The organism is Natrialba chahannaoensis JCM 10990 (genome assembly GCF_000337135.1).
GTDB classification, from domain to species: domain Archaea; phylum Halobacteriota; class Halobacteria; order Halobacteriales; family Natrialbaceae; genus Natrialba; species Natrialba chahannaoensis.
In genome coordinates this window covers 1-21,477 of record NZ_AOIN01000086.1, presented here as the reverse complement: position 1 = coordinate 21,477, position 21,477 = coordinate 1, and the positions used below count along the sequence as shown (strand labels likewise).

The 21,477-nt window shown below is 55.9% G+C and carries 18 protein-coding genes; 7 read left to right on the top strand and 11 right to left on the bottom strand.

The genetic code is table 11. The features are described 5' to 3' along the window. The first annotated feature begins 246 nt into the window (after positions 1 to 246). Positions 247 to 711: a hypothetical protein gene (locus tag C482_RS15690; protein WP_152422029.1), complete on the top strand. Its 465-nt coding sequence runs from the start codon at positions 247 to 249 to the stop codon at positions 709 to 711. Positions 712 to 1,325: 614 nt separating this feature from the next. Here the strand turns inward: C482_RS15690 and C482_RS15685 are convergent. From C482_RS15685 to glnA2, 3 genes are all read right to left on the bottom strand, one after another. Beyond that, positions 1,326 to 2,147, bottom strand: a complete 822-nt coding sequence (locus C482_RS15685; RefSeq protein WP_006168705.1) for an HpcH/HpaI aldolase family protein — start codon at positions 2,145 to 2,147, stop codon at positions 1,326 to 1,328. Positions 2,148 to 2,274: 127 nt separating this feature from the next. Then, positions 2,275 to 3,069 carry an MOSC domain-containing protein gene (locus C482_RS15680; protein WP_006168704.1) on the bottom strand — a complete coding sequence of 265 codons (795 nt, stop codon included), beginning with the start codon at positions 3,067 to 3,069 and terminating at the stop codon, positions 2,275 to 2,277. Positions 3,070 to 3,117: 48 nt separating this feature from the next. Continuing rightward, positions 3,118 to 4,458, bottom strand: coding sequence for a gamma-glutamylputrescine synthetase (glnA2, locus tag C482_RS15675; protein ID WP_006168703.1), 1,341 nt, complete (start codon positions 4,456 to 4,458; stop codon positions 3,118 to 3,120). 116 nt (positions 4,459 to 4,574) lie between these two features. On the opposite strand from glnA2, the gene C482_RS15670 reads away from it, so the two are divergent. Beyond that, positions 4,575 to 6,038 carry an amidase gene (locus C482_RS15670; protein WP_006168702.1) on the top strand — a complete coding sequence of 488 codons (1,464 nt, stop codon included), beginning with the start codon at positions 4,575 to 4,577 and terminating at the stop codon, positions 6,036 to 6,038. 101 nt (positions 6,039 to 6,139) lie between these two features. On the opposite strand, the gene C482_RS15665 is transcribed toward C482_RS15670, so the two are convergent. Further along, positions 6,140 to 6,997: an NAD(P)/FAD-dependent oxidoreductase gene (locus C482_RS15665; RefSeq protein WP_006168701.1), complete on the bottom strand. Its 858-nt coding sequence runs from the start codon at positions 6,995 to 6,997 to the stop codon at positions 6,140 to 6,142. A 33-nt stretch (positions 6,998 to 7,030) separates the two neighbouring features. Continuing rightward, complete coding sequence (locus C482_RS15660; protein ID WP_006168700.1) at positions 7,031 to 8,164, bottom strand: ABC transporter substrate-binding protein; 1,134 nt, start codon at positions 8,162 to 8,164, stop codon at positions 7,031 to 7,033. 1,385 nt (positions 8,165 to 9,549) lie between these two features. Here C482_RS15660 and C482_RS15655 point away from each other — a divergent pair. Next, entirely contained in the window at positions 9,550 to 10,773 is a 1,224-nt protein-coding gene (locus tag C482_RS15655; protein WP_083858636.1) for an eCIS core domain-containing protein, read from the top strand. 2 nt (positions 10,774 to 10,775) lie between these two features. Continuing rightward, complete coding sequence (locus C482_RS15650) at positions 10,776 to 11,693, top strand: hypothetical protein (RefSeq protein ID WP_006168698.1); 918 nt, start codon at positions 10,776 to 10,778, stop codon at positions 11,691 to 11,693. A 217-nt stretch (positions 11,694 to 11,910) separates the two neighbouring features. On the opposite strand, the gene C482_RS15645 is transcribed toward C482_RS15650, so the two are convergent. The 5 genes from C482_RS15645 to C482_RS15630 form a co-directional block, all read right to left on the bottom strand. Further along, the gene (locus C482_RS15645) at positions 11,911 to 12,384 is read right to left on the bottom strand and encodes a hypothetical protein (RefSeq protein ID WP_006168697.1); all 474 of its coding nucleotides are present in this window, start codon (positions 12,382 to 12,384) and stop codon (positions 11,911 to 11,913) included. Then, complete coding sequence (locus C482_RS15640; RefSeq protein ID WP_006168696.1) at positions 12,385 to 12,894, bottom strand: winged helix-turn-helix domain-containing protein; 510 nt, start codon at positions 12,892 to 12,894, stop codon at positions 12,385 to 12,387. A 447-nt stretch (positions 12,895 to 13,341) separates the two neighbouring features. Then, entirely contained in the window at positions 13,342 to 14,151 is an 810-nt protein-coding gene (locus C482_RS15635) for a hypothetical protein (RefSeq protein ID WP_006168695.1), read from the bottom strand. Between the two features lie 682 nt (positions 14,152 to 14,833). Beyond that, positions 14,834 to 15,508 (bottom strand): hypothetical protein, encoded by a 675-nt coding sequence (locus tag C482_RS21280; protein WP_152422028.1) that lies wholly within the window; start codon positions 15,506 to 15,508, stop codon positions 14,834 to 14,836. 372 nt (positions 15,509 to 15,880) lie between these two features. Continuing rightward, positions 15,881 to 16,150 carry an IclR family transcriptional regulator gene (locus tag C482_RS15630; RefSeq protein ID WP_006168694.1) on the bottom strand — a complete coding sequence of 90 codons (270 nt, stop codon included), beginning with the start codon at positions 16,148 to 16,150 and terminating at the stop codon, positions 15,881 to 15,883. Positions 16,151 to 16,482: 332 nt separating this feature from the next. Between C482_RS15630 and C482_RS15625 the strand changes: the two genes are divergently transcribed. Beyond that, on the top strand, positions 16,483 to 17,199 hold the full coding sequence (locus tag C482_RS15625) for a zinc ribbon domain-containing protein (RefSeq protein ID WP_006168693.1): 717 nt from the start codon (positions 16,483 to 16,485) through the stop codon (positions 17,197 to 17,199). Between the two features lie 201 nt (positions 17,200 to 17,400). Next, positions 17,401 to 18,366: a hypothetical protein gene (locus tag C482_RS15620; protein WP_006168692.1), complete on the top strand. Its 966-nt coding sequence runs from the start codon at positions 17,401 to 17,403 to the stop codon at positions 18,364 to 18,366. Between the two features lie 536 nt (positions 18,367 to 18,902). Here C482_RS15620 and C482_RS15615 read toward each other — a convergent pair. Next, on the bottom strand, positions 18,903 to 20,843 hold the full coding sequence (locus C482_RS15615; protein ID WP_006168691.1) for a multicopper oxidase family protein: 1,941 nt from the start codon (positions 20,841 to 20,843) through the stop codon (positions 18,903 to 18,905). A gap of 270 nt (positions 20,844 to 21,113) precedes the next feature. Between C482_RS15615 and C482_RS15610 the strand changes: the two genes are divergently transcribed. Next, positions 21,114 to 21,350, top strand: coding sequence for a hypothetical protein (locus C482_RS15610; RefSeq protein WP_241431942.1), 237 nt, complete (start codon positions 21,114 to 21,116; stop codon positions 21,348 to 21,350). The last annotated feature ends 127 nt before the right edge of the window (positions 21,351 to 21,477 follow it).

The following is a 21,477-nucleotide window of genomic DNA, read 5'->3' as shown; positions in this document are numbered from 1 at the left end:
CTGAAGCTATGATGAACGAGTCACTCCAACCACTGAGTCGGGCATTTTCGCCATAGATCAGCTAAAAATCACTCCGTTTCATCTTTGCCTTCCCTACACACGACCCACTATTCGCCGCTCTGATCCTTCATCTATCTGTCCGAGCAAGACACCTGCGTAAACAGTACTTTTTATCTGAGTCGCTTGTAGCAGAACGTAGAAAATGATCGTCTTCGAATTACAACCTGAAGAACACGGCCTTCTCGAGTGGATGTGGGGATGAGTGGAGATAACGCGGGCGAAAGAGTGCACGCAGATTTTATCGAGTTGAACCTCCATGGTGATATCAACAAGGAAGTTATCAGCGAAGACCCGCTGGTTCGCCAACCACAGACGGTCTTTCTCCCGGCACCGAAGGACGGCGACCATGTCGCCGTGATTCGGACACCTCCCGAAGTGCTGTACCTCGTTGTGTACGAACAGGCGGTTGTGTGCGGCCAGGGAACAGACACCTTTGACAGCGATTTGCGGACACGAGTTGCGGATGGTGGTGCCGAGAAAAGCCAGTTCTGGATCGACGCTGACTCGCTCTCCTCCGCCACTGTCCTCTACATTGACGCGAAAGACCATCACTTCGAATCGATCGATATCGATGTTGAGTACCGTGGTTGGAAGACCCGTCTCAAGAAATGGATCCGTGGATTGAAGTTGACATTGCAGACAAGAGTCTGAGTGACTACCTTCACTGGTCACGGCTGTCTCTTGAAAACTCTCGCGGGCGTGGAACACCAAAGTCGAACTATCGCTCTCTCGCTCTCTCGCGACGGCGTCGGTTTCGACAACTAACCTCCGTATCAGGAGGTTGTCGACACAACCTCCAGAGGGATTGCCTACGCCTATGGAACATTACGAGATGATCCCGACCGCGTTCCTCGAGTCGGTCGGCTACGTGGTGCCCGATTCTGGTGGGTCTTGCAGTGGAGTATCGAGGACGAGGTCACTATCGATGCACTCGAGGCTACCTGCAACGCGTCGAACGGAAGCGGGCACAGTCGACGGCCGACTATAGCAGCCACTGCAAGTCACTGCACCCCTGATCGCACGGCGGCAGCGCGGGTCGGAGCGAGTGAACTGAGCGAGAACCGCGAACGTGCGATCAGTGTGTAACTAGTTGCAGTTGGNCGCACGGCGGCAGCGCGGGTCGGAGCGAGTGAACTGAGCGAGAACCGCGAACGTGCGATCAGTGTGTAACTAGTTGCAGTTGGTACTATATCGTTGATGCTGTGGGATCTAACAGGTACTTATTGCGTTTCAAGACTCGAGACAGGACAGCGACAATTCTGGTTTTATACGTTTCCAGGCTTTTCGATCCACTCTAACCGTTCTTCAATCATTTTCGTGATAAAACCGAACTCGTTGCCGAGATTTATGAACTGGTAGCCCTGTTCGACCGCCTCGCAGAGTCCCTCTGGTCCCGCAAAGTTACTGCCGTGGACCCCCATGAGCGGAACATCATGTTGGACACATGTTTTTCGAACTCGTTCTAAAAGCGTGCGGACCTCTGGATCCTCATACTCAAGTGTCTTCCCGATGGAAACACCGAGATCCCCTGGACCAGGAAAGACAAATCCAAGGTCCGTTATGGCAGCGATGTCTTCGATGTTGTCAACGGCTGTCCGGTTCTCAACGAGGACGCCGACCTGCACGTTCGCGTCTTCTATACCGTGGTACGACTTCTCTCCGTCGAAGGCCGCACCATAACCGCTTGTTCGTCCCTGTGCGAGTCCGCGGCGTCCGGGATCACCGTCGTACTCGAACCGACTAGTGCGTACAGCACGTTCAACTTCGGCAGCGGTTTCGACACGCGGGATGGCAACGTTCCGGACGCCAGTGTCCAGTACTTTTCGAATCGTGGCGGGATCTCCATCGGGTAACCGTACCACGAGTTCGGCCCCGCCACACTCAGCGGCACGGGCCAATCGCTCCATGGTCGCTCCGTCACGGGGACTCGGATTTTTGTGTTCGAGATCTATCCACACCCAATCGAGTCCAAGCATCCCATATAGTTCCACGAGCTGTTCCGAGGCAGTTTCGACACTCGCGCCGACAAACACTTGTTCGCTTTCTGCTGCCCGCGCAAGTTCATTCTGTTGATTTGATTCACTCATATGTGTTTGATATCTCTCTCATATGGCCGGTGAACGGTTATAATCGGACAGTCCCGACAAAAGGCCTTCATTCGTTTAAACAAACTTGATAGTACGACTCGTTTCCGGTCCGTGGTGCGACGGCCATTCAGATCGGATCTTGTTCTGTAACTGGCGCGCCGACACGGAGTTGGCTCCCTGCAGATGCGTCCGGGATGCTGGTAATTGTGGTAAGTGCAAATTTATGTTCGAAGGCGTCTTCGTCGGCCCAGCTCGGGAAGGATTCGCGTCGCTTCTGGATGAAGCGTTTTCGAAACTCCGGTAGTGCTTCACCGGTATCCGGGTCGCGTGATGGCACGACACAGCGACCGCAGGGAATCGCCCCCTCGAATCTGAGTCCTCCAACCTCGAATGCGGGCGCATCGTCACCAACGAAACGGTCTTCCCAGAACGCTGGAACACCTGATACCTCGATGTTCGTTCGGAGCCGTCTGCGAGTCCCCTCTACCGTAAGATCGTTGAACCAAGATGTGACCGTCTCGATGGTTGCCGTACTAACAACTGATGGACCGAGCTCTGGTCGGTCCGGAAAACCTTGTTCACCGTCACGGCGAATTTTGACTGGCCCGTCAAGTACCTCTTCAAACCACGTCTCAATCGCTTTGAGTTCGTCACTAAAATCAAAAGTTGCCGGTTCGGCAGATGGGGCGTCCAAAGCTATTTTCTCGCCTTCTATATCGTAGTCGGCGGAAATCTTGTGAAGCCGGTTGTCACGCTTTGCATTCCAGATCTCACCGTTTCTATCAAAGAGTGCGAATTCCCGGTCGTACGAGAGAGACTCACCCGGCTGGATCTCAACATGGTTCAGACTGGTACCATCGAGTGATTTGAACGGGAACACCTGGAGGCGTTCTATCTGGGGCTTGTCGGTCATAGCAACCATCATATCGTTCGCAGCTCATTTTTATTTTTCGACTCTGATGAGAAGAAATCAGAATCGCGCGCGATACACTTCCCTGTGCCATGAGTCTGCATGATCTAGGAAGGCATGCCACTGGCTTCGTTTGATTTCTAGATACGATTTGGTCAACGTTTCACCCAATGCATCAGTGAGTACGTCGTCAGCAGCGAGTACTGCAATCGCCTCGCCGAGCGATCGCGGAAGTCGCTCAATCCCGCGCTCATCTCGGGTCGAAGCATCAAGGGTCTCTGGATCGCTGTTGACTGGCGGACCGGGATCGAGTTCTCGTTTGATACCGTCTCGTCCGGCAGCGAGCAGTCCGAGAACTGCAAGATATGGATTAGCAGTGTTGTCCGCAGGCCTGAACTCGATCCGGGTCGCCTTCGTGCGGTTTTCGGGACGAATTTCTGGGACACGCACGGCTGCTTCTCGGTTGCCGACGCCCCAGCAATTGTACGCACAGACACTCTTGGTCGGCTGGAGACGGGCGAAAGAATTCACCGTCGGCGATGTCAACGCCAGTAATGCGGGCATGTGCTCGAGCACACCGCCGACAAAATGCCGCCCGCGTTGGCTCAGAGCCGCACTATTGTCTGACGGTGCAAAGATGTTTTTGTCGTTGTCCCACAGCGAGAGATGGAAGTGACAGCCATTTGTTGCCCCATCGAACGGATATGGTGAGAACGTCGCTGCCACCCCCTCTTGTTCGGCCACACCTGCAATTGTTTCCCGACAGAACACGGCATCATCAAGTGGAGCAATTCCGTCGCCGTGTCCAACCACGATTTCGTTTTTGCCGGCAGTGTACTCTGGGTGATGTTTCCGCACGTCGATCCCTTGTGCTTTCAGCGCGTCGACCATTTTGAGAATAAGTGCCCGACTCGCGCGCATACTTGCGGTCGCATACTCTCCCCTCGGGTCGTATGGTTCGTGGTCGCCGTTTGCTTGTTCAGCGTAGAGATGGAACTCCTGTTCAGCCGCAATAGTAGGTGCGAGCCCCTCGCATTCGAACTCACTAACAAGCTGTTTAGTCGTTGATCGTGCATCGGCGTCCCACGGTTTGCCGCTGTGCTCAACTAAGTCACACAGCACCGCCGCGGTCCGATCTTCATGGGGTAATACACGGAACGTAGTCGGATCGGGAATCAGTTGGACCTCCCCAACAGCGTCGAACTGGGCGTCTTTCACTCGGTAGCCGATCGCATTGAACGACTGAGTCATTTTTGGCAGCGGAATCCCCGATTCAAGAGCCGAGTCGAGATGGTCAATGTTGACTGCCTGCCCGCGGATCATCCCGTCGTTCGTGACACAGAGCAACCGAACGAATTCGACGTTAGCATCAGTACACTGTTTGCGTAGTGATTCTTGCATTAGTTCTGATTCATTCCAGTGAGGTAAAATACCTACTGCTCCCTTTTAGTGGTGGTGTAATTACCTGCCCCGAGTGTGAAACAAACAAATAAATTCTATACGCACGATCGTAACGTATGAACGTATCATTCATCTCCGCAGCAGATATTGCAAGGCACGTCCGGCAGGGTGAACTATCACCAGTACAAGTTGTAGAAGAATTTATAGAAAGGATCGATTGCCGGGATTCTGATCTGAACGCTTTTGCTGAGGTCGCTGCTGACCGAGCTCTAGACCGTGCGACAAGGATTGAGGATGCCATCGAACAGGGGTCACCTGTTGGGCCGCTTGCTGGCGTCCCGGTGGCACTTAAAGAATCAGCAGCCTCGAAAGCCGGCTTCTCCCGCACGATGGGGATAGAACCGTTTCGAGAGTCGGTTAGCGAGACGGATTCAACGTTTGTGGAGAGACTCGAAGCTGCGGGTGCAATAGTTATTGGAACCACGAACACGCCGGAACTAGATCACAAAGGAATCACCGATAACCCGCTCCGAGGACCGACCCGAAACCCCTTCGATCTGACTCGTAACGCCGGTGGCTCATCTGGTGGCAGTGCCGCTGCGGTTGCGGACGGGCTTGTACCAATCGCCCACGGGAAAGACGCCGGGGGATCTCTCAGGATTCCGGCCGCGTGGTCCGGTGTCTACGCACTCAAACCAACCTTCCGTCGGGTCCCCGAGACGACTCGCCCGGACGCGTTTGCGGATGAACTCGGTATCCGGTCGAGTCACGGTCCAATCACACGGACAGTCCGTGACGCTGCCCTGTTTCTCGATGTGGTCGCTGGCTCTCACCCTCGTGACCCGGCTAGTCTCCCTGATATGGATACAAGCTTTTCTCGGGCTACCACGCGTTCTATCGAAGGTATGCGGATCGCCTACACACCAGATTACGGAACGTTTCCGGTCAGAGATGATGTTGAACAGACTGTCGCTGATGCGGCTCAAACACTCGAGTGTGCTGGCGCGGTCGTGGAGGAAGTATCTATTTCAACTGGCTACTCTCATGACGAACTGACCGAGATCTGGCTCGACTTAGTGGGAGCCAATTTGGCCGCACTGAACGAGTGGCTAACTGAACACGACGATATCGACTTGATCGGCGACCACAGGGACCAGGTGAGTGATGGGCTCGTCGATCTGATTGAGTCTGGCAAGGGAACGTCCGCAACCGAATACCTTCACGCCAACGTTGTCCGGACTGCAGTTCACGATACCTTGGTAGATCTCTTCGACGAATATGACCTGCTTGTCTCCCCGACGGTGTGTCACCCATCAGTCAAGAACGTGTCTGATGGGGAAACATTAGGTCCCGAACGCGTCAACGGTGAGCTGGTTGACCCACGAATCGGGTGGTGTCCAACATATCTGCTTAATTTTACCGGACACCCAGCTGCGTCGCTTCCTGCTGGGACAGTTGCGGATGGACTTCCTGTCGGTATGCAGATTGCCGGACCTAGGTTTGGAGAAGGTGACATCATCGCCGCTAGTGCTGCTTTCGAACGGCTCGAACCATGGTCCGACTGGTACCCTCCCCGCTAATCAAATCTCCAACAATAATTGCCCTTCTCGCTTTCTGGGCTAGCCTTGTGTCTTGGTGGAGACAATCTGTGAAGGGCCGTGATCACGGTACAAGAACACTTCTATGACGTCCTTGGAGCTCGCTCTTCCGTCTCAAACAGTACCTTACGGAGTTGTCGGGTATCTTCCATTCGAGCCTCGCGTTCTGCTGGTGAACACTCGAATGCCAGTCGCTCTTCTTTTACTGCTTCACGAACTCGCTCGATCCGCTCATCGGAAATTGCGTGGTCTTCCGGGAGTGTCGAGTCGATCCACTCGTCGATGCGGTCATGCCACGTCTCGTCGCCGTATGTTCCGACCTCGACTGACCAGTCCCAGTAATCCGCAATCCCTTCCCAGTATCCTTGCTCGAGTCGGCGGTCGCGTATGACCGATTTCGCGACGCGGGCACCGTGGCCTGCGGCGATGAGTACTTGATGTGGCTGCCCAGAGAGCCACCCGGCAACGTAGAGTCCATCGACGCATGTGCGTCCAGTAGCCTCATCACAGTCGACCGGATGCTCCCCTTTGTTGTGGAACGTGCCGTTGTTAAGCCCAGTGAGATAGTCTGCGTTGTACGCAGAAGCAGCGAGAATGGACGATGCGTTGACGCTCGTGTTGTTCTCGGTCCGAACACGGAATCGCCCGTCTCGCTCCTCGATCACCGTCACGAGGTCATCTACGAGTTCGACACCTTCGTAACGGGCGTGTGCACGGCCGAGACGGAGGAACGTTTCCGGCTTGACTGCGAGGAATCCGAGGTAGTTTTCGATCGAGTACGACCGCCTGATAGCGGAACTGCCGCTGTCGAATACGAGTGTGTCGAGCCCGTAGCGAGCAGCGAACATTGCGGCTGTAAGCCCCGATGCACCCCCACCGACGACGACAAGGTCGTATTCAGTGGTCTCCGGCTGATCACGTAGTTCGTGGAGTGTATCCATGCGTAGCGAAGGGTTGACTGAAGGAGTGACTCGTTAGAACTCTCCGTTAACGATGTCGCTGACTTCCTGCCGGTCGAACAGTTCTTCTTCAACATCGTAGAGCTGCTGTGCTGCACGTTCGGTCAATACGAGGTTTGTGATCGGACCTTGGTAGAGCGGGCCGCCGCGATAGACATCGCCGTTCTGGACGGCCGTCAAGCTGCTTGCGAAGTTGTAGCTCTCCATCTCCGAAACGACTTCGTCCTGGAACTCGGCGGCAGTCATGTCCTCCTGACCGCGGATCAGGAGCACGTCGGGATCGATCTCGAGCAGGCTCTCGTAGTCGATCGTCCCGCGGTCGCTGGCGAAGTCCGAAACTCCTGCTTTCCCCAGTGCGTCGTTGACCTTGAGGTCGTGCCACTGCTTGAAGCTGGTTCCCTCGTCGATCGTGAAGGGATAGAATGTGTTGGCCTCGGCCTCGGTCGGCCAGAGGATTGCGACGTCCGGACGCTCACCCTCTGGGGGAACGATCTCATCAATTTCGTCCTGAAACTCGTCGTGGAGTTCGGCGAAGGCCTTGTATCGGTCTTGTTCTTGAAATACCTCAGAAAGCTTTTCGAACGCTTCGTAGAGCGTAAGGTACTCGTAATCGTGCCACGGATATTCCTGATTGAAAATTGTATTGCCGAAGAACGGACCGATGTGTTCTTTGACCTCGTCGACGTCGTCTTGATCCCAGCCGTCGAACCGATTCATCAGAAAGTTTGGATCCATTACGTGAACGTCGGCCATCATTTCATAGAAGAGTTCCTTGTCGGCGTTCTGTTCCGACAATGCGATCATGTCGCTTTTGTCGACGCTGACATTGGGAATCTCGTCGTAGTACTGCGTCCGATATCGGTTGGTGAGCCAGACGCACTCCGGCGGCTCCTGCCCGAGCGCGATGCCCATGTCGGCCCAGCTACCGTTGTTGGCCGCCCACGTCTCGGGGACCGAATCGAACTCGACGGTACCGACGGGCTCCATCGTTACGGAGTAACTCCCACTCGAGCCGCCCCCGGTGTCGTTTTCGGTGTCTTCGTTCTCGTTTCTACCCTCGTTCGTACACCCAGCGATGGTACCCAGTCCCGCAACTGCTACACTCGTTCGCAGTACCGCTCGCCTCGGTCGGTGGCTGTCGTCGCTCATCACGCTTTAGGCTCGCCTAAAATTTTAAAAGTGTTCCGATATTGTCGTTACTCATCGTCAGTTTGCAGCGCTTGCTCAGGGAGCACCTGCAGTTCGGCGTCGTAAGTGATGGTCCCCCCGGCCTATAGTACCAACTGCAACTAGTTACACACTGATCGCACGTTCGCGGTTCTCGCTCAGTTCACTCGCTCCGACCCGCGCTGCCGTCGTGNAACTGCAACTAGTTACACACTGATCGCACGTTCGCGGTTCTCGCTCAGTTCACTCGCTCCGACCCGCGCTGCCGTCGTGCGATCAGGTGTGCAGTGACTTGCAGTGGCTACTATAGAAGACGTTTGCAAGCAACTGCTCGCTGATAATCTCCTCCGGCGGCCCCAATCGTATCGTTCCCGGCCGCGAGTCTGACTAACTGGAAACAGACCAAACTAGCCTTTCGGATATACCCACCACATTATTGTAGTCTAGGTTGGATATAGACACTAATTGAATGAATTTTAGTCGACGGAAACTCCTCGGAACGGCCGCTGCTGGACTTGTCTCAAGTACTGCTGGGTGTACCTCGCCCCTCACTTCCGACGATGTGGGATTAGTATATGTGTCAGTATTGAACATGCATGAGGGAAGTGTAGATGTAATAGTGACCATTCGTGCTGCCGAGTCAGAACCAGTAGCTGAAACGATAACACTAGAGTCGAATCAACACAGTCAAGATGCGAATGATACATCCCCCCCACCGTACCAAGCGTATATCCCTCCTATTTGGGAGGAGGAAGCAGCGTATTTCGAAGTGACCGGAGAACTCAGCGGAGTCAATGAACAGTTTTCTACGGCTGGTGAAGCAACCGAGGAAAGTAATTATATCGGACTACACGGACACGTTCTCCCTGGAGGTGACTCACTGATCTGGTCGATCGAACGGATTGCTCCTGAAGACGTTCCTGAATATCAAGCGGCAACCGAACGTCTCACAGCTAACTCGAGTGACTGAGTGATGCGCAGACTCTCGTCAAGACGCTGGACTTCCAACTCAGCATTAGAGTGACAACGAGGTCTGCTCCATGACGCCACGTTTGGTGTGCGGTCGGTGTCCAATAACCCCAGAAACCGTATTCACAACACTTGTACTGCTCTCTCAGAATTGACACAAATGTTTCCTTGTTGATTGTTTGTAGAAATCCAAATACCGAACTTGTGGTCACAATTTTCCGAGCAAACTCCGAAGAGCAGGACTACTGCACTGGTCCTGGCCCGACTGCTTGTGCGGGTGGTCCCGCTCGATCGTACATTCCAGCGGAAGGGAAATTATTATTGCAGTATAGATTAGGCTTTCACACAATGACCGAAACGTGGTCGGGTTGGACAGTACATCGGAGGGAGACCTAACCATGCCGTCGCACCAGAATCGTGATCAAAAGAAGCAGGACTCAGCGCACACTTCGAGTCGATCTACCGAGAAGTCGCCGCGCTCACAGTCGCGTCGACGGTCCGAGGAGTCGATCCAGCGAGCGTCAGCACGGACAGTCGCCACCGGATCAGTGGCCCAGAATCCCTATCCGGAACTGGGGTCGCCCGTTGATCTGGCCGATCTCCCAGTAGATTCAACGATTCCGCGCGCGAGCCGGCGACCACTTTCAAGTCGCGGCTACGGCCCCGAGGAACAACAGCACATCCAGCGCGCGATCGAGGGTACCGGCACCAGGCCTTCGGACATTCCCGAGCCCGTGTTGGACGTGCTCGGTAGTGGCAGCGGGACCCCTCTCGACCAGCCGATTCAGCGGGCACTCGAGGAGCGCATGGACACTGACTTTTCGAACGTGCGCATTCACACGGGTGCGAAAGCGGCGGAGGCCGCTGACGCGATCGACGCGAAGGCGTTTACCTGTGGGAACGATGTCGTGTTCAACTCCGGCGAGTACGACCCGGAGAGTTCGGAGGGACAGTTCTTGCTGGCCCACGAACTTGCACACGTCAAACAGCAAAACGGCGGCGCGACGGTCAGTATGATGCCCAAGGCGGGCGCTGACCTCGAGATCGATCCGGACCCGCAGTTAGAGCGTGAAGCTGACGAAGCTGCCAAAGACGCACTCGCGGATGGCCCTGTGACGATCAACCGGATGGGAACGGAGGTGCATGTGCAACGATATCCCGGGGAAGCTGTCGTCGAAAAGGCTAGCGGGTTATTTGAGACCGGCGAAGAGAAGGTTGACGAGGCGACGAGCAAAACCTATCGTCTCAGCAAGGAGCAACTAATGGATCTGGTCGACTCTGTCGAGACTCCGAAAGGGGTGGCCCAGTGGATCGAGCACCACGATGTCGATGTCGCAAGTCGAGTGCAGGATTCCACAAGTAGCATGGTCAAAGGAGCAAGCAGAGGTTGGACAGTTGGGACGGCGGCTGGAGCAATGGCTGGCCCAGGCGGGGCAGTCGCTGGTGGTCTCGTTGGCGCTCCCCTTGGAGCACTCCTCAGTACGATGTTCGGCGAACAGGTCGCCGGCAAAGTACAAGAGATCCTGCGAGACCAACTTGGTCTCGAAACCGATCAGGAGTTCGACCTCGAAGACGATACTGGCGAGGGCGACAATGTCGCTGGTGAAGGAGGGCATGTATAAATATGAAAGCCGTAATCACTGGTGAGACAGACGAGTTAATAGGGATAAATCTGCGTGATAATGGTGGCGCAGAGCATATCATAGACATTCGAAAGTCAGACGGACAAATAACTGCCCACAATCAAGACGGCTATCCAGACAAAGCCGCCGAACGCACCCACAGTGAAGGCGAACACGTCGGGCATGCCCGAAAGTATGCCCAGTACTACATCGCCCAGGAGACCGACTACGACACCATTCCGTGGGACCTCAACGCCGACCGCTTTGCGGACGTTCGTCAGGCACTTCAGGCGCTTTCGACTGACGATATCGACCACTTCTTCGGCGACTTGCTCGAGCAGAGTCTGAGTCACTACCGCGACGACCCGGATGTCGACGTTGGTGAGACGACTCGCCCACACGAACTCCCCGCCGAGATGATCGGTTCTGACAACGCAGTCCGATATAAACAGGAGATCTATCTCGACGACACTGGTGCGATTGAGTCCGTCTCTGGGATCGGAATCGAGTACTACGTCGCAAGAGGTGACCGGACCACAACCTGGCACGGAGACAGTCCTGACAGAGATCCTGACGCCTCCCTCGATGTCGTCCCAGCGCCGCTAATCGATCCTGTCTCCTTCCGAGACTATCTCGACTACAACCTCCGCTGTCAGATTCGGGACTGCTATCTCATGAGAGGAATGGAACCGCCTGAACAGTACCGTGTGCTTGGTCATGGCCAGTACCGCTTTACCGGCAAGTACGAAAACTTCGATCTGTACCCACCGTACCATGATTTCCAGGCCGATATCCCAGGCTACTCCCACGAGTTCCGGCCCGACCTCCCGATCACCTGGGCGGAGTTGCGCGGGATGACTGACCCGACTCAATCCGGATCACTCTACGACCAAATCAAAAGCACCCTCTTCAGCCGATAGATGTCCGCCCCGCTTCGGGGTGCCAACAGGGACCACGTGGATACTGATCTCTCAAACGTGCGCATCCACACGGGTGGGGGTTGTAGTGTAGCGTTCTTCCGGTAGTAGCGTAGTGTGACGCGATGGTATCCGATCTTGTACGGTCCTAAAGGGACGGGGAACTCTCTTCCTCTCGTTCGAGAAGGGTCTCTTAGAAGGGTTCTATCACGACGTACAGTTACGGAGGATTCTCGAGTCCGTTTATGACGTCCAACGAGTCGTTCTCGTAGGCGTGCCTCCAGGCCTTGAGTACTGCCCTGGAGACTGTTTCGACGTCTCGCACGTCGATACAGGAGTCTTCTACGTCGTCATCATCGTTCGATGCACGCGGTGGTGGATGATGGTGGCCGTCATCGTTGGGTTCGGTGTAGCTGTGGAGGTGGACGTCCCATCGGAAGTCGTGGGACGGATCCGAGTAGTGGATATTGTAGTCGTCTTCAGTCGACCACCGCACGTCGAATCGACCAGTTGTGTGGTCACCGATCCCGTCGTCGAGGGTGATCGTGAGTTCACCGGGATCGATATAGTCGTCGAGTTCAGCTGTCGCCAGCGGTTCCTGGGTCTCGGCGATGTCGCGAACGTCGAGCAAGGATTTCCGATCGATCACTCCTCTGAGGCTGTGTGACTCATCAGTATCGTCGAACGATGCCATCTATGTCGTCACGGTTTTTCGGACGTTGTCTTCTGCCTGATCCAGCGCAAGGGCGACTTTTGCGAAGCTTAGATTCCGACGAGTGGTTTTCCATTGCTGGATCGTCTCCTCATCAGCGTCGGTCTCGGCCCAGGCGATGTCCGTTGGATCGTCGAGACCGGTCTCCCGTCGGTACGCCTCGATCTCGGTCTGCAGTTCCTGCACCCTCGTGAGTAGCGTGTCCGAATCTGTGTTCTCGAGGATATCAGTGGCTTGCTCGAACGTAAGCGAGGCCCACGATCGAGCGTACAGCGTTGCTTTCGTCGTTGGGTCAGTCGCTGTTTCAACGAACCCATCTTCGGCAAGGTCCTCGAGGTGGGTTCGAGCTGTGTTTTCAGCAACGAGCGCACGCTCTGCGATCTCCCCTGCAGTCTGTCCGTCGTACGCTCGACTCACGACGGATTTTACTCGCTGAAAGGTGGTTGTTTCCTCCTTCCAGTCAGCTTCTGCTTCCTCGTTTACGTTGCTCATCGGTCGTCCACCCCTACACCGCGAAGATATATTAATTCGCGGACCAGCATATTGAGCTGGTGAGTAGTGAGGCGGTCTGGGAACTCGGTATCGGGGACGTTTGCACCTCTCTTCAACGGACTCATCCTTGGTACCGGTCCCATACTGGAGGATGCACGCCCTTGATGGGAACTGGATCAACGTAGCTGAAGCCAATGTGGAACGAGTCGCTACAACAACTGAGGGGGAGATTTTCGATAGGCCAACTGCAAACCACTCCGCTTCATCCTTCAGCCGTAACTAAACTCGATCTTCGTTCGAAAGGCTAGTTATATACGCCCACCCCTCATAGAATAAGCCGAGCGCAGAGGTGCTGCGTGGAGCCTGTGTGACCATGGCCCGCAAGCCCGGCGGTGCAAACCAATGGGCGTTGACGACGGACGTGGGCACAGGAACTGCACCTGTTTCCTAAATTTCAGCGAGCTTCGCCGCCAGCTCGTCGTACCCCTGTCGCTCTGCATATCTTACGACAGCATTCACTGAGCGATCTGTCGGAAACGGTTCTCCACCGCCCATATAGCCTTCGAACCAGCAGTTCACTCTCGTTCTAACAGTCTCTGCACGATATTGTTGGATGGGTTCGACCACGACTGACTCTGATGCAGTAACCACCGAGTTATACGCAGGACCCCAGTAGTAGCTGAGTGCCTCTTTGGTGACTGGTGTCTCTGGCGTTACCTCTGAGCAGTGGCGCGGATGATCAATCTCGTGTGCAAGCCAGGTTGCGCACAGATCGGCCAACAGCGAAGACGGGTAGTAGAGTTCCGATTGGATACACGTTGCAACCGGTGGTACTTCATCTGAAATTCCCGCTATTGCGTTCCCGAATCTCTTTGCTTTCTGTTCGTCGCCATCAAGAATGACAAGCGTATCCGTTAGATCAAGTTGGTTTACAAGCGTGGCAGACTGCACAGCTTCGACACGCTCTGGGCCGGAGTTATCTCCACCGAGGTGGACAGTCGACCGCAGCCGCTCAGCATTCGTCTGAACCACTTCCTCGAAGAAGCTAGTCGAATTCCGATATTCGAGATCGTGCGACTTGTCTCGGAACGGGTAAAACGGATAGTCCTCAGCAGCCGAGTAGATGCTACTGAGAATCTCGAGTTCCTCACTCCGCTCTGCATGAACAGCTACGGTAACGGTGATACCATTGACGGTACTTGCGTCAATTGCAACGGATCGGGTATAACGCGACTCTTCAGCACGAAACGGACGCACGAGAGTATTCTATTTTCGAGAAATAACTCCGAAATATTGAGGTTTCCGTTTGCGAGACGAGATATCAACTGCGAACTCTCCGTCGACGTAGACGGCGTATTCGCGACCGAATGCGTCGACCTTCTTCAGTGAGACGTATACTCGAAACGTAGGTGGGACGATTCTGTCGGCTAGCGCGGTGATAGAGTCGCTGTCCGTGACAGGAATCTCTCGTCTCTGGCACTCGATTTCGGAGCGCGTCTTCGGGACTTGAGTACCGAACTGAGACGTGGGTGGTGTGTTGGGAGTTGTCGAGCCCGTTTCTGCAGTGGGTTGTGTTTCACTGGGTGATAGGTTTGGTCGCGGCGCGGTGTGGTGGGAGTGTCCGTGGTTGGATTACTGGGGGGCTGTGCGGGCGGGGAAGGACACGCACGCGATCTGGCGGGCAAGGGTGTGAATCAATGTGGACTCACCCGTATCGAGTCCCCAGTAACTCGAACTGGGTGGTGAACCACACTGCTGGGCGGAGGTTGTGGCTAAGGCCAACCGTCCAACTTACCGCCCTACCTCTACACTGTCTCCAAGGCGACAGCGCAAAAATCACAGCGCCTCTATCCTGTCTCCGCGCAAGTGTCTCCAATTAAAGAACAGAACGGAGATATTTTCAGACTTAATACGTCCTGCACTCTTTCCCGATCGGCAGTCAGCCAATATTGAGGTAAGTCAATACATCTATCCCGAAAGAAGCGATAGCAAATAAAAGACCTGTTAAACCTAAAACCACTGCAATTAATCGAAGTTCAAATTGGTTTCTTTCTACCCAATTTTGAACATAAACCTCTACAAAATCAGTGCTATTTTCCACCTTTTCTCCATCTGCATATGTCAGGGTAGCTGTTATTTTGTAGTCACCAGGTGTCAAACCTGAACACGGAATATGAACAACTAAAGGAGGATGTCCAGAATGCTTGTTTTCTCCCATATTGGGGGCGATTACATCCTCTATTGTAGTACTGTCGGGGATCTTAGCAGGTGCAAAATGACTAGGTTCCATTAAATGTACAAACCCTGATATTTCATCATCAGGAAATTCATTTTCGTGTAAGTAATCTTCGCCTGTTGCAACCACTTTTGAGCCATCATTTGTCTCTCCTATTCTCATCGAAGAGACAATCTTTCCCTCATTATCTGGATTGATTCCTCCAAAATTCAGGTATATTTTCCCTTTATCTGGGTAACCAAATCCAGTATAATATAATTCAATTTCTATTGTACCATTCGGTGATATTTCTGGTGTTCGAGATACGGATATTATATTATAGCATGATTTCTGGTCGTGTTCTGACTCATTCTTTTCTTCGTTCTTAGAACCGGTCATAGTTGGTTATTTTGACGGGACTATATATCAATTAGGGATCATACCTACCATCTATATCAAAATTACGTATCTTTTTCCACTCAGGGGTTGTACGTCGACAAAATTGGTTTCTCGAATATGCACACGAACCCTGATCTGTTGTGTGCATATTGAAACAGTGCTGTATACTCATTGAGAGTAACAATTTTAGCCAATGATGTTTCTGGTATTGGGTTGCTTTACGACTGGTTCTTTTGATATAAACGCTCTGTGTTCACGAACACCTATTTGGCCTCTGAGAACCAACACAGCAGATTCAACCGATCACATCAATTATAGCGGCAACCAGAACAACAATCCATCAAAAATTGGACCACACGAATTGATCCCAAATCAACCTTCATTTGTCGACTCTCCTAACTCATCGGCGTCGAGTTCACCCTCAAGATACCTCTTCCCTTGCTCAGTAATTTCGTAATACCCTTCTTCGGGGCACTCTACGAGCCCATATCTCTGGAGTTCTCTCAGCCGGTCACTCACTGTAACACGATGTTTGTCGATGTTCTTCGCAATTGCAGTTGGACCAAGCAGTAACCCGGTGTCGAGAATCTCTAACACTCTGTCGTCAGTCGGATTCTGCATCCAACCTCCGGGCTTTCTCATTAGTTCGAACTCGCAGAACCAGTGCTTACATCCATCGAAATACCAGAGTTTGGTTGCTATATCGAAACCTATCTATTACGATATCGTAGCTACATTTATTACAGTGGAGTCTATAATGATTGGCTAACGGGAGATTCCGTACGTCCAACTATTCGTTGGGAAGTGCGGCAAAACGCGAGTCGGTGCTGCGACACCGGCCCGCAGCGGCTCCCGTAATCACGGTACGGAAGCCATGTCCGACAAGCATCCACGGGACCTTCAAGGTCCCGACCGACGAGACGCATCACTCGAGTACCCATCCCAGTCCACCCCCTCGTCCGCGGGTGATCGCCATGCCTAGGGTCGCTCCCGAACTGACTGCCGCCGACCGCACTGCGACCGCGATCGGCGTCGACCTCGGCGAGTACAACCTCTACACCGCCTGCCCGGCCACGATGCCGGACTGGAAGGGAGCCTACGCAATCTGTGGCGACGACCTTTGCACCCGCCTGGACGAGCTCCGAGCACAGGTCGCCCACCTGCTCGGCAGCGAGCACGACCGCGAGACGATCACTGCGTACGTCGAGCAACGCCGCACCGCGCTTCTCGAGCGTCTCGACGACGCCGCGCGAACCATCTGCGACTACGCGAGCGCGTACGACCGGCCCGTGCTGGTCACCGAGAACAGCCACTTCGAGCCCGACCTCTGGGCGTGGCTGACGGATCCCAACGCCCACCGCGGCACGGCGTGGCTCCTTCCGGCGGCGCAGTTCCGACTCCGAGCCGTCGCCGCCGCGTACGCCATCGAGGTGACGACCGTGCCGGTGTCCTATTCCTCGCAGGAGTGTCACGCCTGCGGCGTCATCGGCAAGCGCACGCAGAGCCCCACGTTCCGCTGTACCAACCCCGGCTGTTTCGTCGGTACTGTCTCCGCCGATCACAACGCCGCGAAGGTCCTCGCACAGCGGTACTATCCCGGCCAGCGCTGTGCCTACCAGCCGCCGAACTCGGCCACGACAGCCACGGACGACCGTCCAGCGCCTCTCGCCGACGGTGGTTCACCACAGTAGAACGCCTGCCCCACCGTCACTGAGTGCCGACGATCGAACTGGGCCACTGCCACGACTCACGCCCCAATTGCGTACACGTAGATCGGTTATCGTTCGCGCTGCGCCGTCGAGGCCAGTAGCCCGCACGGTCGTCCACGGCACGCCCGCTGTTTCGCCTTCCAACTGCCCACCGACACACCCCACGATACATCCACGATCACAATGAGCACCAACTCCGAGCACACCACCCACACTGACACAGACACCGGTACCGACACCAATACCAGCACCGTCACCGACACCACCACCGGCACTGACACCGACACCTCCACCGCCACCGACACCAACACAACCCCCGACCAATCGACCACCAACTCACTCGCCGCCGAACTCGAGTCCCTCCGCGAACGACTCGAGACACTTGAGGCCACCCTCGAACAGAAAACCACCCGGATCGAGCACCTTGAGCAAGAACTCGACCGCACCCGGACGGAAAACGAACGTCTCGAGAGCCGCGTCACTGAACTCGAGGAGACACGACCTCCCATTGAGCCAATCGACGCCCGACTGGACGCCCACGAAAAGAAACTCGCGGCGAACAAAGACCGCGTCAGCCAACTCCAGGCGCGCGAACTCGAGAAGGGTGCCCACCTGCTTGAGGACCACGTCGACCCTAGTGCGATCAACGTCACCGATGGCCGTCTCGAGCGGATCACCAAGGACGACGGCGCGCAGTACGTCCGCCTGCCTGAGAGCGATGACCCGCTCGATCGCGGTGGCGACGTCGCCGTTGCCCACGGCGATCTGCTCCCGGTGCAGCAACTCGCGAGGATGGACGACGAAATGCGTCGTGCAACGACATCCTCGCTTCCCACCCGGCTCGCGGCGGCGCTCTGGAAGGCGCGCACCGATCCGGGCGTCGGTGACAACCCGTGGAAACAGGGGTGCAAGAACGTCCGCGAGTACGTCACGGCGAGCGACATGAAACACTGGATCCGCAGACAGGAGTCGGGGATCAGCGACACATACGCGAAGAAACTCGTCTCGCGAACGATCGACGCCTTGCTCGATCTCTCGCGGAATCGGCTGGCGATCAGGCGCACCAGCCAGCGAAAGAACGGACTCGAGTACACCGAACGTCGCGTCCTGTTGCCGGTGGATGCGGCGATTCCAGGTGAGCGGCTGTGATGACTGGGACGCCGCGATGACGCGTAGCTGTGACGACCGGGACACCGCGATGACACGTGGCCGCAACGACTGAGAGAGCCCAATAACACGTGACTGTGACGACCGGAACGGCCCGGTGACACGTGGCGTCGACGGCTGAAACTGTCGGCGGCAGTCACACACTGCCCTGAGAAGGGATTCGACTCTCCAGACGACACAGGAATCCAGCACAATGGGGGTGTAAGCGCGTCCGGCTACTCGTGAGTCTGTCGCTCGATCGGTCGTCGACGGTCCGCACCGAGCGACGGCACGGGAGCGGTCACTGAAGACGTCAGGTGTCTCCGGGAGCTACCAGAAGGAGGGACAGACAGCAGCGAGTGTCGGCTGGGTCTTCTTCATTGCTGCTCGCGTTCCCCAGCAGTCGCTGCGTCAGTGCCTCGCTGGATGCCAGGAATACGTCAGGGCCACAGCTTCGTCCATCCCGTCCTTGCACCGATAGCGAGTGTTCGAACCGGTCCAGTCCAGTACGTGCTGGCTGCGCCCGTTGGCCCCGATCCCTAGTCGGACTCGGACGCAACCCGTGTCTCAGCTTCAGTCTGCGCTTCGGACGCTGGGTCTTTCTCTGACTCCGATGCCGGCCGAACCGCAAACGGACGCATCATATCGTAGTCCTCGTGCTCGACCATGTGGCAGTGCCACATGTACATCCCCGTCTGGTCGTTGAACACCCCTTCGTACTCCCCGAAGTGGACGAGGATATGGACCACCTCCGCCGGATGGACCGTGATCACGTCGTTCCATCCCTGTTCGTACGCCTTCGGGGACTCGAGTGCATCGAGATCGAGCTCGTCCTCGGTCGACTGATACTCCCCGAGTGGCTGCCGGCCGAGTAGCTGGAAGTGGACGAGGTGGAGGTGCATCGGGTGGGACATATCCGTGAGATTGGCGAAACTCCAGAGTTCGGTGTCACCGACTGTCGGCTCCTCGGTCACCGGATCGTCGACCGCAAGCCCGTCCGGTTCGTCCTCCGTGCCGAGGAGATGAACCATCCGCCCGTGCTCGTCTTCGTCTGCCGTGAGCGTGAGATACCGTTTCGTGTCGACATCCTCAAGCGAGATTTCGGGGACGTGCGCCAGTTCGTTCGGGACTGCCTCTGTCGTCCCTTCTGGTGCTGCCTCGCTCTCCTCTGTCGTCCCGCCCGTGGCGTCTTCAGCGCCCGAACCGTCCGCAGCACCCGAACCATCCGCAACGTCGACGAGCAGAATCTCGTGGAGCGGGACGATGTCATCATCGGCCGAACTCATGTCGCCACGGTACAGCGCGGGCGCGTCGTTGTGAAGGAGCAGCGTCTCGCCCGCGTACTCGGAGAAGTCGACGACAACATCAGCGCGCTGTCCGGAACCGATCTCGAGTCGGTCGTCGACGGGAACCGGTTCTGCGAGCAGTCCGCCGTCGTTTCCGATCTGGACGAGCGCCGGCCCCTCGTTGCCGGTCTTGCCCGTCGATTCATCGTACTCGAGTAGCGTGAGAGTGTAGTATCGACTGTTCGACCCGTTCAGGAGTCGGAACCGGTAGGTGGTGGGGTCGACGGAGAGGCGCGTCCAGGCCTTCCCGTTCACGACGGACGTGTCGCCGTAGAACTCCGGCACGATGCTTGGCTCTGGATGGGACTTCCCGCGTCCGCTCTGTTCGTCCGCGATAGCCGCCGGGTAGAACAGGGAGCCGTCGTCGGTGACGCTCCGGTCCTGGAGGACGAGCGGAACTTCGTACTCGCCCTGGGGTAACTCGAGTGCATCTTCCTCGTCGCTTCGGAGGAGATAGAAGCCGGCGAGGCCGGCGTAGACGTTGAGTCTGGTGATACTGAGCGCGTGGTCGTGGTACCAGAGCGTTGCGGCTGGCTGGTCGTTGACGTAGTAGTAGTCTTTCTGCTCGAATTCGGGGCCGGTCGCCGCGAAGTCACGCGTGTACCACGCCTGCGATTTGCCGTCGCTTTCCGACTCGATGTTTCCGCCGTGGAGGTGGGTTACAGTGCGGACGCCGGGCGTTTCGTACGGGATAATATCGCTGTGAATCGTCGTGTCGACGGGGAGCAGATGCTCGTCGGGTAGCTTGTTCTGCCAGCGGACGTAGATCGGTTCGCCCTGTCGAGCCTCGATCGTCGGCCCGGGGAACTGGCCGTCGTACCCCCAGACTGTCGTTGGTGGAAGATCGCGGTGGAGTTGTTGCTCGATTTCGGTCATCTCGATCTCGTAGTAGGGCTGGCCGTCTTTCTCGTCAGTTGGGTCGACGACACCCGGCCGTGGGACCTCGTCCACCCAGCGTTCGAGCGCAGGCGAGGAGTGTGTTGTCACCGTCGACGCCGATGGTGACTCTTGTTCCGGTGGCGGTGTCTCGTCGGACATACACCCCGCAAGGGCCGAGACGCTCGCGACACCAGTAGCGAGGACGACCTCGCGCCGTGAAAGCCTGCCAGGTGGCAGTTCTGCCTGGTCACTCATAGACAGGTGCTGCTACGGAGACACGACACATGCACTGCCAGCCGATTCCTACCCGGTTGGAATCAGAGCAAGCAATTCCACCGCTGTAGCCCTACAACGCCCGTAACCGCTGAATACGCCCGTTCATGTTCGATCACCTGTTCGGGTCGTGCAGCCCTATTAAACACCTACCAGTGCGTTTCGCTCCCCCCTTCCTTCCATGTCCGTTTAAGAAAACCAATAGACAGATACCGCTCACCACACGTGTTCAAAGTATGGCTGGCCAACAGGTTGAGCACAGCGAACGAAACTAGGACCGAGCTGTATTGCTGGGGGAATCCACCGATAAAGAACATTCTCGTCGTCGTTGGCCTTTTTCTCGGATCGACCTTCTTCGGTGTATGGGCCGCACTCGAGTTCACGAACGAGTGGGGTACTGCAGTCACCTGGATCTGGATCGGCATCGGGCTCTCTGTGCTTTATCTCCTCAACGATATCGCGAACACTGTGAAGGATCTCGCCAACTGACGCTCTCAAGTACTGCTGCCCGGCGTTCTTTGGTTATTTGAGCGTGTCATAGAATCCATCTCATAGCTTCTCACAGCCCGGTTCGTTTCCTCGCTCGTAGTTGGTGATTGCAACAACGAGTCGGAGA